This window comes from Acinetobacter sp. 1542444 (assembly GCF_000581835.1).
GTDB lineage: Bacteria > Pseudomonadota > Gammaproteobacteria > Pseudomonadales > Moraxellaceae > Acinetobacter > Acinetobacter pittii.
Genome location: NZ_JEYA01000006.1, coordinates 90,867 through 104,163, shown reverse-complemented (window position 1 = coordinate 104,163; position 13,297 = coordinate 90,867). Strand labels below are relative to the sequence as shown.

At 40.6% G+C, this 13,297-nt stretch carries 13 protein-coding genes; 7 read left to right on the top strand and 6 right to left on the bottom strand.

The window, feature by feature from the left end; translation table 11 throughout:
* Nucleotides 1-79: 79 nt before the first annotated feature.
* Genes gatB through gatC form a run of 3 tightly spaced genes read right to left on the bottom strand, consistent with a single transcriptional unit; the run spans nucleotide 80 to nucleotide 3,395 of the window.
* Complete coding sequence (gene gatB, locus J580_RS19645; RefSeq protein WP_032005404.1) at nucleotides 80-1,549, bottom strand: Asp-tRNA(Asn)/Glu-tRNA(Gln) amidotransferase subunit GatB; 1,470 nt, start codon at nucleotides 1,547-1,549, stop codon at nucleotides 80-82.
* A complete protein-coding gene (gene gatA, locus J580_RS19640) occupies nucleotides 1,549-3,027 on the bottom strand; it encodes an Asp-tRNA(Asn)/Glu-tRNA(Gln) amidotransferase subunit GatA (protein WP_005072830.1) in 1,479 nt (492 codons plus the stop codon). Before gatA ends, gatB begins: the two co-directional genes overlap by 1 nt.
* 53 nt (nucleotides 3,028-3,080) lie before the next feature.
* The gene (gene gatC, locus J580_RS19635) at nucleotides 3,081-3,395 is read right to left on the bottom strand and encodes an Asp-tRNA(Asn)/Glu-tRNA(Gln) amidotransferase subunit GatC (protein WP_000107699.1); all 315 of its coding nucleotides are present in this window, start codon (nucleotides 3,393-3,395) and stop codon (nucleotides 3,081-3,083) included.
* Between the two features lie 133 nt (nucleotides 3,396-3,528).
* Here gatC and J580_RS19630 point away from each other — a divergent pair, with 133 nt between their 5' ends.
* The 6 genes from J580_RS19630 (at nucleotide 3,529) to J580_RS23355 (ending at nucleotide 8,351) form a co-directional block, all read left to right on the top strand.
* Complete coding sequence (locus tag J580_RS19630) at nucleotides 3,529-4,569, top strand: rod shape-determining protein (protein ID WP_000601379.1); 1,041 nt, start codon at nucleotides 3,529-3,531, stop codon at nucleotides 4,567-4,569.
* 16 nt (nucleotides 4,570-4,585) lie between these two features.
* On the top strand, nucleotides 4,586-5,443 hold the full coding sequence (gene mreC, locus J580_RS19625; protein WP_032005402.1) for a rod shape-determining protein MreC: 858 nt from the start codon (nucleotides 4,586-4,588) through the stop codon (nucleotides 5,441-5,443).
* A complete protein-coding gene (mreD, locus tag J580_RS19620; protein ID WP_002116279.1) occupies nucleotides 5,430-5,921 on the top strand; it encodes a rod shape-determining protein MreD in 492 nt (163 codons plus the stop codon). The genes mreC and mreD overlap by 14 nt, the downstream gene beginning before the upstream one ends.
* Entirely contained in the window at nucleotides 5,909-6,469 is a 561-nt protein-coding gene (locus tag J580_RS19615) for a Maf-like protein (RefSeq protein ID WP_025465969.1), read from the top strand. Before mreD ends, J580_RS19615 begins: the two co-directional genes overlap by 13 nt.
* A gap of 114 nt (nucleotides 6,470-6,583) precedes the next feature.
* The gene (gene rng / locus J580_RS19610) at nucleotides 6,584-8,038 is read left to right on the top strand and encodes a ribonuclease G (RefSeq protein ID WP_005064412.1); all 1,455 of its coding nucleotides are present in this window, start codon (nucleotides 6,584-6,586) and stop codon (nucleotides 8,036-8,038) included.
* Between the two features lie 139 nt (nucleotides 8,039-8,177).
* The gene (locus J580_RS23355) at nucleotides 8,178-8,351 is read left to right on the top strand and encodes a PA1571 family protein (protein ID WP_002116397.1); all 174 of its coding nucleotides are present in this window, start codon (nucleotides 8,178-8,180) and stop codon (nucleotides 8,349-8,351) included.
* Between the two features lie 29 nt (nucleotides 8,352-8,380).
* On the opposite strand, the gene J580_RS19600 is transcribed toward J580_RS23355, so the two are convergent.
* Both J580_RS19600 and J580_RS19595 read right to left on the bottom strand, forming a co-directional pair.
* Nucleotides 8,381-9,766, bottom strand: coding sequence for a WS/DGAT/MGAT family O-acyltransferase (locus tag J580_RS19600; protein ID WP_005064414.1), 1,386 nt, complete (start codon nucleotides 9,764-9,766; stop codon nucleotides 8,381-8,383).
* A 171-nt stretch (nucleotides 9,767-9,937) separates the two neighbouring features.
* Nucleotides 9,938-10,672 (bottom strand): phosphoadenylyl-sulfate reductase, encoded by a 735-nt coding sequence (locus J580_RS19595; protein WP_005064416.1) that lies wholly within the window; start codon nucleotides 10,670-10,672, stop codon nucleotides 9,938-9,940.
* A 184-nt stretch (nucleotides 10,673-10,856) separates the two neighbouring features.
* On the opposite strand from J580_RS19595, the gene thrH reads away from it, so the two are divergent.
* Complete coding sequence (gene thrH, locus J580_RS19590) at nucleotides 10,857-11,474, top strand: bifunctional phosphoserine phosphatase/homoserine phosphotransferase ThrH (RefSeq protein ID WP_002116438.1); 618 nt, start codon at nucleotides 10,857-10,859, stop codon at nucleotides 11,472-11,474.
* A gap of 51 nt (nucleotides 11,475-11,525) precedes the next feature.
* Here thrH and J580_RS19585 read toward each other — a convergent pair whose 3' ends face one another.
* Nucleotides 11,526-12,956 (bottom strand): OmpP1/FadL family transporter, encoded by a 1,431-nt coding sequence (locus J580_RS19585; RefSeq protein ID WP_014207529.1) that lies wholly within the window; start codon nucleotides 12,954-12,956, stop codon nucleotides 11,526-11,528.
* Nucleotides 12,957-13,297: the final 341 nt, after the last annotated feature.

Genomic DNA, 13,297 nt, shown 5'->3' with positions numbered 1-13,297 from the left:
CTTTAGTCGAAATGTGCTTTAAAAGGATATAAAAAAGCCCCGATAAATCGAGGCTTTTTTGTTGAGTTAGCTAATGAAATTAACCAATCAACTTTTTCATTAATTCATTTACTTGAGCAGGGTTGGCTTTACCCTTCGAAGCTTTCATAACTTGACCAACAAGACCATTAAAGGCTTTTTCTTTACCAGACTTGTACTCTTCAACCATTTTTTCATTGGCTGCAAGTACTTCTTTAATGATCGCTTCAATTGCACCAGTGTCAGTTTCTTGCTTTAAGCCTTTTTCCGCAATAATGTCATCGGCAGATTTACCTTCCGATTCCCACATAAAGCCAAAGACTTGTTTAGCAATCTTACCGCTAATGGTGTTGTCAATAATGCGTGCAATCATGCCGCCAAGTTGTTCAGCAGAAACAGGAGAGTCTGCTAAGTCTAGGCCAGCTTTGTTTAACGCACCTGAGAATTCACCCATTACCCAGTTTGCTGATACTTTACCTTGCTTCGCACCGCCAGCAGCAGCCACAACAGCTTCATAGAAGTCTGCCATTTCGCGTGAGAGCGTAAGTACATGTGCATCGTACTCAGTTACACCAAAGTCTGCGATAAAGCGCGCACGGCGAGCAGCAGGGAGCTCTGGAAGTGCAGCGCGAGCAGCTTCAATTTGCTCATCAGCAATAATCACAGGTAACAAATCTGGATCGGGGAAGTAGCGGTAGTCATTCGCTTCTTCTTTAGAACGCATAGAGCGCGTTTCCATTTTGTTTGGATCGAACAAACGAGTTTCTTGGTCGATACTTCCGCCGTATTCCAAAATTTCCATTTGGCGTTCAATTTCAACATTGATCGCTTGCTCAATGAAACGGAATGAATTGAGGTTTTTAAGTTCACAGCGCGTACCAAAAGGTTGGTCCGGACGACGTAAAGATACGTTACAGTCCGCACGAAATGAACCTTCTGCCATGTTACCGTCAGAAATACCTAACCAACGTACTAATGTGTGAATCGCTTTAATGTAAGCAACCGCTTCTTCAACCGAACGCATGTCAGGTTCAGAAACGATTTCAAGCAAAGGGGTACCAGCACGGTTTAAGTCAATGCCAGACATACCTTCAAATTGGTCATGTACAGATTTACCCGCATCTTCTTCAAGGTGAGCACGAGTTACACCAATACGTTTAGTCGTACCATCTTCAAGTTGAATGTCGATGTGACCCAAGCCCACAATTGGGTTATCCATTTGGCTAATTTGGTAGCCTTTTGGAGAGTCTGGGTAGAAGTAGTTTTTACGCGCAAATACTGAAGCTTGGTCGATGTATGCATCGATACCCAAACCAAAGCGAATTGCAAGATCAACTACTTTTTCATTCAAAACTGGGAGTACACCCGGCATTGCCAAGTCTACAAGGCTCGCTTGCGTGTTTGGGTCTTGACCAAATTCAGTCGATGAACCAGAGAAAATTTTAGAATTGGTTGCAAGCTGAGTGTGAATCTCGATACCAATAACGACTTCCCAACCGTCAATCAATTTCAACTTTTGAGCTTCAGCCATTATGCATTCTCCTCAGCAATTGCCGCACGTTGAGTATGGAAATCGGTGTTTTGTTGGTATTGATGAACAATCGACAATAATTGTGATTCTGACCAATAGTTACCAATCAACTGTAAGCCTACAGGTAAGCTGTCTTTATCAAAACCAACAGGAGCATTAATCGCTGGTAAGCCTGCCAAGTTCACTGCAAGTGTATAAATATCGCCTAAATACATTTCTGTTGGGCTTAAGTTCGCACCAATTTTATATGCAGTTGTTGGCGCAGCAGGAGCAGCAATCACATCTACATTTTCAAATGCTTTTAAGAAGTCTTGTTGAATTAAACGACGTACTTTTTGTGCTTTCACATAGTAAGCATCGTAGTAACCCGCAGAAAGCGCGTAAGTACCAATGAGAATACGACGTTGAACTTCTGGACCAAAACCTTCTGAACGAGAGCGCTTGTAAAGATCCATCAAATCAGCAGGGTTTTCACAGCGGTAGCCGTAACGAACACCATCATAACGTGACAAGTTAGAAGATGCTTCTGCTGGCGCGATGAGGTAATACGTTGGAACATAGGCTTCAGTCATGTTGAGGTCGATCTCAACAAGCGTTGCACCCATTTCTTCAAGCTTTTTCAATGATTCTTCAACACGAGCTTTTACGTCGGCATCTAAACCTGCAACGTTAAAGTACTGTTTAGGAATACCAATGCGTAAACCTTTTACAGATGTGTTGTTTAAGTTTGCAACGTAGTCATCAACTTCTTTTTTAACCGAAGTCGAGTCTTTTGCATCATGACCTGCAATTACATTCATGAGGTAGGCACAGTCTTCAGCAGAGCGTGCCATTGGACCCGCTTGGTCTAAAGATGATGCATAAGCGATGATGCCGAAACGAGACACACGACCATAGGTTGGTTTTAAGCCTGTTAAACCGCAGAATGACGCAGGTTGGCGAATTGAGCCGCCTGTATCAGTACCTGTAGCAAAAGGGGCAAGATCAGCCGCTACAGCCGCAGCAGAACCACCTGATGAGCCACCAGGAACGTGGTCGAGTGCCCATGGGTTACTTGTTGCACCAACATACGAGCTTTCTGAAGTTGAACCCATTGCAAACTCGTCCATGTTCACTTTACCTAAAGTGACCAGACCAGCTGCTTTAGTTTTTTCAACAACAGTTGCGTCGTATGGAGAGATGAAGTTGTCTAGTATTTTTGAACCGGCAGTTGTTTTAATGCCTTTGGTACAAAAGATATCTTTATGCGCAAGAGGAATACCCGTTAAAGCGGTTGCATTACCTGCTTTTAATGCAGCATCGGCAGCGTCGGCTTCAGCAAGCGCTTGTTCAGGCGTAACCGTCACGTAGCTTTTTACCAGTGGGTCAATTTTAGCAATACGTTTTAAATAGTGTTCAGTCAGTTCGCGAGATGAAAACTTCGCTTGGCTTAAGCCCTCAGCAAGTTCACGAATTGATAAGCGATGTAAATCAGTCATGAGTAAAATTTCTTTACATTCAAAATAGGGAAGATGGGTTAATTGAGTAAAAGTTATTCAATCACGCGAGGAACAAGATACAAACCATCTTGAGTTGCAGGCGCAACTGCTTGGTATTCATCTCGATGATTGCTTTCAGTTACCACATCAGCACGTAAAGGTTGAGGATTGTCAAAAGGACTTTTCAAAGGTTCTACGCCTTCCGTATCAATGCCTTTTAAGGTTTCCATCATGCCTAAAATTTTATTTAGACTTTGAGCATATTCAGCAGATTGCGTATCATTGAGCGACAATCGAGCAAGATTGGCGATTGCTGAAACTGTTTGTGCATTTAAATCTGCTGAATGCTGTGCATCCGATGTAGACATAACATCACCTAATCAGTATTAAAAATTTTCAAAATATCGTGCGTTATAATAAGCGATTGACTTGTTCAAATCATCACATTTAGTTTAAAGTTGCCACCTTGCATCCACATGAAAGTTTAACTGAGAACGAACCGTGATTCTAAAACGACTAATTGGCTTGTTTTCGCCGGATCTAGCCATTGATTTAGGTACAGCAAATACACTTATTTATGCACCAGGCCGCGGCATTATATTAAATGAACCAACAGTTGTGGCAATTCGTCACAGTGGTTCACAAAAAATTGTTGCTGCTGTAGGTCTAGATGCTAAGCAAATGCTGGGCCGTACGCCTGCGAATATTTCTGCAATTCGTCCAATGAAAGACGGTGTAATTGCGGATTTTGAAGTGACTGAAACCATGTTGAATCAGTTTATTGGTAAAGTTCACGAAAAACGTTTGTTCCCACCTGCACCTCGTGTAGTTGTATGTGTACCATGTAAATCAACTTTGGTCGAGCGTCGTGCGATTCGCGAAGCAGTATTTAATGCTGGTGCCCGTGATGTTCGTTTGATTGAAGAGCCTATGGCAGCAGCAATTGGCGCAGGTATGCCAGTTGAACAAGCATGTGGTTCTATGGTTGTGGATGTTGGTGGCGGTACAACAGAAATTGCAATTATTTCATTGCAAGGTTGTGTCTATGCTGACTCTTTACGCATCGGCGGCGATGTTTTTGATGAGCAAATCATCAATTATGTTCGTAAAGCTCACGGTTGTGTGATTGGTGAAACCACTGCTGAAATTATTAAAAAAGAAGTAGGTATGGCTGTTTCTGATGGTACAACATTAGAAATCGAAGTACGTGGCCGTAACCTTGCAGAAGGTGTGCCTCGTGCAATTACCGTAACTTCTGACGAAATTACTCAAGCCATTTCTGATCCGTTACAAAGCATTGTAAGCGCTGTGAAATCTGCTCTTGAGCAAACTCCTCCTGAACTTTCTTCTGATATTGCTGAGCGCGGTATTGTGTTGACAGGTGGTGGTGCGCTACTTCGTAACCTTGACAAGTTATTGGCTCAAGAAACTGGTTTACCAGTTGTTGTTGCTGAAGATCCTCTTACTTGCGTAACCCGTGGTGGTGGTAAAGTATTAGAATTCTTCGACAACCCGAACCATGACATGCTTTTCGTCGGTTAAGTTTAAGGATTAGGCGGTGCAACCGAATATTTTTTCAAGACAGCCGCCATCTTTCCGCTCGTTCATTATTGCGGTCATTACATGTTTGGTTGTGCTGTTCTTTGATTGGCGCATGCCTTATGTAATTCAGCCAGCAAGGGATGTCTTGTACGCTGCATATAACCCAATTTATGCATTGGCTAGTTATCCGGTACTGTCGAGAGAATGGCTGAATCAACAAACAAAATCTGAAGCACAACTGCGTCGTGAAAATACCGCGATGCAGGCTGAGCTTTTACAAGCTCAAGTCCGCTTACAGAAACTTTCTGAACTGTCAGCTGAAAATACCCGTTTACGAGGACTTCTTGATACACCATTAATTATTGATGGTCGTATGGAAATTGCCGAAGTGATTGGGACAGATGCAGATCCATTACGTCATATCATCATTATTAACCGAGGCTCTACGGACCATCTAAAGGTCGGTCAAACGGTTCTGGATGATAAGGGGATTATGGGGCAGATTATTAATGTATATCCTCATAGCTCACGTGTGATGTTGTTATCAGATAAAGAACATTCACTGTCGGTACGTCTTGAACGTACAGGAATGCGGGCGATTGTTTCTGGTATAGGTGATTTGGGCCGTTTAAAAATGGAATATGTCCCGACCAGTGCGAATATTCAGGTGGGTGATAAAGTGTTTAGCTCAGGCTTGGGTGAACATTTCCCAGCAGGTTACGCAGTGGGTACAGTTGCCAAAATAAAACGCCATAATTCAGGTGAATTTGCTGAAATTGATGTAACACCATCAGCACAATTGGCAACAGGCCATCATGTAGTTGTACTGTTCTCTGAATCATTAGCGAAGGAGCAGCCATATGCCGATCGCTAAACTTAAACGAGAAAAGCGTAAAGATCCATTATGGGGAATTATTCTCTCCGTTATTGTCGGTTCTGTACTTATGGTTTATCCGCTATCCTATGATATTTCAGGATGGCGGCCACTGTTCATGTTAATGATCATGCTATTTTGGGTGGTATGTCAGCCAACATGGTGTGGGGTCTGGTTTGCATTCGGGATGGGGATTTTTACAGACTTACTGCTTGATGCGCCTTTAGGACTCAATGCCTTAAGTTTTGTAATAGTGACTTTTCTTACCCGTTTTTTAATTCGGGAACGCCGTATTTTAACTTTTGTTAATTTATGGACGATAGCAACGCTAGTCATTATTGCCCATTTAGCATTTATGTGGGTAACACAGACGATGGGCGGAATTCATTTTTCGATTGCTAGACATTGGCAACCTTTGATGACAAGTATCATTACGTGGCCAGTCGTCTATTATTGTTTGGCAAAATGGCGCATATAGTTTTAGCATCTAGCTCTCCTCGTCGGAAGGAGCTGTTACAACAGCTAGGCTTAGATTTTGAAATCTATAGTCCTGACATTGATGAGTCTGTTCATGAAAATGAGCTGGTTCATCATTATGTTGAACGGTTGGCTAGAGAAAAAGCTCAGACTGTATTGAAGCTTTTTCCAGAAGCAATTGTTATTGCTGCCGATACAAGTCTGGGACTTGATGGTCAAATTATTGGTAAGCCTGAATCGAAAAATCATGCCTTTGAAATCTGGAAACAATTATCTGGACGTTGGCATGATGTGTTTTCTGGACTGTGCGTTGCGACTCAACAACAGATGTTAAGTCAGGTAGTGCAAACACAAGTTGAGTTTCAGCGCCTGACTACACAGGATATGGAAGATTATTGGACCACGGGTGAGCCTGTTGGAAAAGCGGGTGGTTATGCAATTCAAGGAATTGCCTCGCAATATATTCCCCAAATTCAAGGAAGTTATAGTAATGTGGTAGGACTTCCTTTATACGAATTTGCACAGTTATTCAAAAGAGTAAAGACATAAGGGGTTGTTATCATTCTTCATTGAATAGCATTGTCGATGAACATTAGACAACGTTAAAGTTAACAGCTTCTCTGACTCTTTAATAAAAAATTTTATAATGCTTTGAGTTTATGTATGTCAGAAGAACTACTTATTAATGTCACGCCTATGGAGTGTCGGGTGGCATTAATCGAAAATGGAACTGTTAATGAACTGTATGTCGAGCGTACAGTTAAACGTGGTCTAGTCGGCAATATCTACAAGGGTAAAGTTGTACGAGTGCTTCCGGGCATGCAAGCTGCCTTTGTTGATATTGGTTTGTCTCGAACAGCCTTTTTACATATCAATGATATGGTTTGGCCTCGTTCGCAGCCTACCCCAAATGTCTTTGAGCTATTACATCCTGGGCAAACCCTTACTGTCCAAGTAATGAAAGATATGTTGGGCACAAAAGGTGCACGTCTAAGTACAGATCTTTCAATCCCTTCTCGCTATTTGGTTTTAATGCCGTATGGCAACCATATTGGTGTTTCGCAGCGTATTGAGTCTGAAGAAGAGCGAGATCGACTGCGTAATATTATTGAAGGTATTCAATCTGAGCATAATTTACCCGGTAGCGTGATTGTCCGTACGGCTGCAGAAGGTGTGGATGAGGCAGAAATTGCACAGGACATGTGTTATCTGAGCAAATTGTGGGAGTACATCCAGCGTAAGCAGACTGACGTTGCTGTTCCTTCTTTAATTTTTGAAGAACTTCCATTACCTCAACGTATTATTCGCGACTTAGCAAGCGAAGAAACTGCAAAGATTTATGTAGATTCGCGAGAGATTCATGCAAAACTGCTTGAGTTTGTAGATGAATTTGTCCCGAATATGAAGAGTCGCCTCATCCATTATCCGGGTGAGCGGCCACTATTTGATCTTTATAATGTTGAAGAAGATATTCAAAAAGCCTTACAAACTCGCGTAGCTTTGAAGTCGGGCGGTTATCTGATGATTGACCAGACTGAAGCCATGACAACGATTGACGTTAATACAGGTTCATATGTAGGTGGTCGTAGTCTTGAGGATACGGTTTTTAAAACCAATATGGAGGCGACTCAAGTTATCGCGCGTCAACTTAGACTGCGTAATTTGGGGGGTATTCTCATTATTGATTTTATTGACATGCAAGAAGCAACTCACCGTGAAGAGGTGATGCGTCAGTTTGAGAAAATGCTTGAGCGAGATCACGCGAAGACCAAAATTACTCAAGTGTCAGAACTTGGTCTGGTCGAAATGACGCGTAAACGAACTCGTGAATCATTAGAACACTTGTTATGTGAATCATGTCCAACATGCCAAGGGCGTGGTTTTGTCAAAACAGCGGAGACAGTGTGTTACGAAATATTTCGTGAGATATTGCGTTATACCCGTGCATTTGAGTCAACGAGTGGCTTTACTGTTGTTGCGCATCCTTCTGTGATTGACCGATTATTAACAGCAGAAGCACCAGCAGTAGCCGATTTAGAGCATTTTATTAACCGCGTTATTAAATTTCAGGTCGAAAATTTATATACGCAAGAGCAATACGATATCATTTTAAGTTAAAGTTGTAACAAGATATCGCTTAATCCTTGTTACAACTGAAATTTTACTTTCATTCATGAATTTTAAATACTACTTACATACAGTAGCCCTAGACGTTCTCCCTATTAAACGTCTTAGCAAACAATAAGAGGTATAACCCATGAATGTAAGTGAAAACTTAATTAGCAACGGTCTTAAACATGTTTTAGAAAGCACGCCAGTAAATAGCTGCTATATGTTGAATGACCAAGGTAAAGAAGTACCAATCACAACTGCAATGATTCGTTCAGTATGTCATCAGTTGCTTAACCAGTGCCGCACAATCAAAAAATAAGGGGCCAATTCAAAGCCCCTTAACTTTTTTTAACTTGCTGAATGATGTTTCAGTTGTTTCTCTGCAATAATTTCTTCAAAACGTTGAATCTCATCTTCTAAATGAGTCAAAAGGTTTTGCATTTTTGGCAAAGCATTTCGACAAGCTGTTAATCCAACTTCAAGCTTATCTAAATAACTGGTCATGGTAATGTTTAGAGCTTGTCCATCCATGACAATCGAAGCAGGGTAGAGCGCATCTAATTTCGCGCCATTCCAATAAAGTGGCTCACGTGGTCCTGGTACATTGGAAATCACTAAATTGAACGCCTGACGCTTAGGAAGCATTCCTGACATGATGTTTAATCCTGCCGGACCATAAACTACCGCACTATAGTTTAAAATTTCATTCGCTGTCATACGGCTAAAGCGTTGCTTTGAATTTTGCATGCTACGACGAATGATTTCTAGGCGTTCTAACGGTTGATCTTTATGCGTCCCTAAATTTGCCAAAATCATGGTAATTCGGTTACTCATGTCAGAATCATCTGTACGTAATGAAGCTGGAACCATGGCAATCAGTGGCTTTTTTGGTAAGCTGTTTTGGCTAATCAAATATTCACGTAAAGCGCCTGAACATACAGCCAGCACAACATCATTAATCGTTACGCCTAATGCTTTTGAAATTTTTCTAAGGCGGCTTAATTCAAATGATTGGGCCGCAAAACGACGTGAAGCACTAACTCTTTGGTTCAAAATAGAAACTGGTGCCTGAAAAGTAGAAACATAATCAGGATTTTTACCCATTTCCTTGAATATTGTTTGAGATAGCTCGTGCATAACTTTTGGAGCTATGTCGAGTTGAGATTTAATACCGCCTAAAATACTCTTAATTTTACTAGTACTTGGAGTTGGTACTTTTAGACGCTTAGCTCTTTTACTCTCAACACACCATAAAGGAACAACATGTTTCTCTTCCGGCGTTTTTGACAGAGATTTCTCGATCAAACGCATACCAGCAACACCATCTACCATTGCATGATGGATTTTAAAATACATGGCAAAACGATTGCCTTCGATTCCTTCAATAATGTCACAAGTCCAAAGTGGCTTTGCGCGATCAATTAGTGAGCTATGCTGCTGTGAAATATACACCAGAAGTTCACGAATACGGCCAGGATGAGGCAAAGCAATGTGGCGAAAGTGATGATCGATATCGAACTCTTCATCTTCATCCCAAAATAAACCACTTAAACGGTTATTGAAGGGCGGAATAGGAATGCTCTTTGAGCGTTTAATATCTTCTACTAAATCATGTACAAAGGTTTCTGGTGCATTTTCAGGAATTTCAAATAAAAATAATCCACCGACATGCATGGGTTGCTGTCTTTTTTCGAGTGACAGAAAAATGAAATCAATTGGGTGTAATGGACGCATAAATCATTGTGCCTCATGCATTTTTCTAAGAAGCCCTTATATGAGCTCTTATTAGAATTATAGAACCGTAAAATTAAGTATATAGCGTTTAGAGTAGAGAAAATATGACTTTGTGTACGGAACATGACATAAAAAAAACCACTGATTTGCCAGTGGTTTTTTGATATCCAATTACTTTTTCATATTACCAGCGTGTAAGCCACACTCTTTTTGAGTGGCTTCTTCCCACCACCAGCGTCCTTCACGCTCATGTTGATTTGGTAATACAGGTCGCGTACATGGTTCACAGCCAATAGAAACAAAACCGCGCTCATGAAGAGGATTATATGGAATTTCCATCATACGGATGTAGCTCCATACCTCAGCACTTGTCCAGTTCGCTAGAGGATTATATTTAATAAGTTGCTTACCTGGACCCGAGAAACCTGCATCAGCTTGTACTACCGGAATTTCTGTACGTGTACCAGGACTTTGATCTTTACGTTGACCCGTAATCCAGCCATCTAAAGTCGCAAGTTTTTTACGTAAAGGCTGAACTTTTCGAATACCGCAACATTCTTGATGCCCATCTGTAAAAAAGCTGAATAAACCTTTTTCGTTTACCATGTTTTGAACAGCTTCAGATTCAGGGAAACAAATTTCGATATTGATATTGTAGTGTTTACGGACAGTTTCAATAAATTGATAAGTTTCGGCATGCAGGCGGCCTGTGTCGAGACTAAATACACGGAAAGGTTTGCCTAAGCGTGAAGCAATATCAATTAACACAACATCTTCTGCTCCCGAAAACGAAATTGCAATTTCACCTTGTTGGCTTAAGGCAAGTTCTAAAATTTCTCGAGGGCTTTTGGTTGCATATTCAGCAGCAAGAGCATCTACGATATCAATAGTCGGAATAACGGTCATGTGTGTTCCTGGCAAAAGGCTTGGGCGCATTGAGTTATGAAAAATATTCTAAAGGATAGTTGATAAAGTGCTTAGCACTTTAATTTCGATCCTTATGAATAAAATTGATTTGATCAATAACAACGCAAAACTGAAAATCTTAATGGTATGATACAGCAATTTTTAACCAACGTTGGAAGCATTCATGGAAATCGTATGCCTAGATCTTGAAGGGGTTTTAGTTCCTGAAATCTGGATCAATTTCGCTAAAAAAACAGGGATTAAAGAACTCGAAGCAACAACTCGTGATATTCCGGATTATGATGTTTTAATGACTCAGCGCCTTAATATCTTAAAACAACACGGTTTAGGCTTAAATGATATTCAAGAAGTCATTGCTGAGATGGGGCCATTACCGGGGGCAAAAGAGTTTGTTGAATGGGTGAGTACGCATTTCCAACTCGTGATCTTATCAGATACCTTCTATGAGTTTGCCCATCCTTTAATGAAGCAATTAGGGTGGCCAACAATTTTCTGTCATAAGTTAGAGACAGATGAAGAAGGTATGATTACCGCTTATAAACTACGTCAACCAGATCAAAAACGTGAGTCTGTTAAAGCACTGCATGGCTTGAATTTCCGTGTAATCGCTGCAGGTGATTCGTATAACGATACAACCATGCTTGGTGAAGCGGACCATGGTTTCTTATTTGATGCGCCTGCAAATGTGATTGCTGAGTTTCCTCAGTTTCCAGCTATTCACGGATATGATGCATTAAAAGAAGCAATCCGTTCAGTTTCACAGCGTACAATCCCAGCTTAAGAATAAAGAAGGCGCTTTAAGCGCCTTCTTTATATAAATCAGTTTTAAAACTTAGAATTTATAACCAAGTTTTAAACCATAAGCGATGGCATTGTTGTCAGAGAAGTCTGCAACATATTGATCACTACCAGCTTGTGCGCCAGTTTGAGCTTTAGCATCACCCAACCAGAAGTATTTTACACCGCCAGCAAGGAAAGTTTGTGGAGTAGGACTATATTGAAGACCTAAGCCTACGTTCCAGTAACCTTCAGTTGGGCCTAAGGTTGTTACAGGATTACCCGCGCCAGAGTCCCAGCCCACAGAAACGTTACCCGCCCACTTGTCACTAAGTTTACGGCCAACACCGGCATTAACAGACCATTGGTCATCAGAGTATTCAACTAAGTTAAAACCATTTGGACGCCCAACAAGCCCACCTACAGCTTCCGATACTTTGCCGAATTTATATGGTTGGATAGAGAAGTCTTTCCAGTTTACCCATCGTACATTCGCGAATGCCACTGTATTTGCCATGATACCTGTTTGGAAATCAAGGTTTACAGATTGAGGGGTAGTAATTGTAGTTTTGCCTTCTGAATTAATAGCTTGAAGCTTAGATGCAGGAACATCTAAACCAGCGAGCACAGAAGTAAGACCAGGGAAATTTAATAAAGATAAGTCTTCATTAATATTGGTTTTATGGTCGATTTCAGAACGATAAGTTAAAGATGCTTTAAGCGCAATTTCTGGAATTTGATAAGCTGCACCTGCTAACCAACCTACACCAGTAGTTTCTTTAATATTCGCATCATAACCATTGTAAAGGCTATAAGCTTGACCTCGAAGACTTACATTACCTTTAACTGTTTGTAATACTGGACCAGCATAGAAGTTAAAGTTTTGGTTTGGTTGGAAGCCAAAAACAAAAGATAAGTTTTGTGTATCTACCTCTACTTTAGTTCCGCCAGTACCTAAATAATTATTGGCTACAGCAAGAGCACCAGCAAGTTGTTGAAATTGAGGACTTGCTAAAACTTGGCCTTTTGCTATTGCTAAAGTTTGATCATTTACAGGCAATCCTTTAGCTTCTAAAGCTTCTTTTGCTTTTTTAGTAACAATCCCGTCAATTGCACCAGCTGATAAAACTGAGTCAGACCCTGGGTTTGAAACAAATGCATTATTACCTGAGTATTCAGCATCAGAACCAAATGGTTGGTCATAAAGTAAACCAAAAGAGAATTTATCGTTAAGTTGTAGTTTTAAGGCTGCGCTTGGGAAAAAATAATCATCAGCCATATCGCCAATGTTACGACTTGTTGTGCTTGATCCTGCTTCTTTACCTGCTACATCTGGGTCTAGAATAGAAATACCAGCTTCAAAGTAGTTACCAGGTTGTAAGAATGCAGACATTGACTGTCCAGAGCGATCCAATGCTGCTGCAAAAACCCCAGTTGCAGGCAGCGTTGCTAAAATCATTGCAGTGCTCAGATGTTTTAATTTCATTTTAATCTTTCCTTGAACTTCAAGACATTTTTTTAAAAGTAACAGAGTTAAACCGTTTAAACTGTGTTGCCTTCAAAGCTCCTAATTACAAGTAATAGAAGCTTTGATAACTCCATGTAACAAAAATAGCATAATTACAATAAGAGTAAATCTGTTATATGAACTGAGGAGTACTCACTTTTTATACAAATAATGCCAATAATGGATGAAATATGAAGGAATATTTGCGTTGTTAAATTAATTTAATTAATTGATATTTATATTTTTTATCTATTAGTGGTGGCCTTTGTTTTTATGACATTTTTGTCACAAATCCAAGAAAAATGGTCAAAGATTTTTTT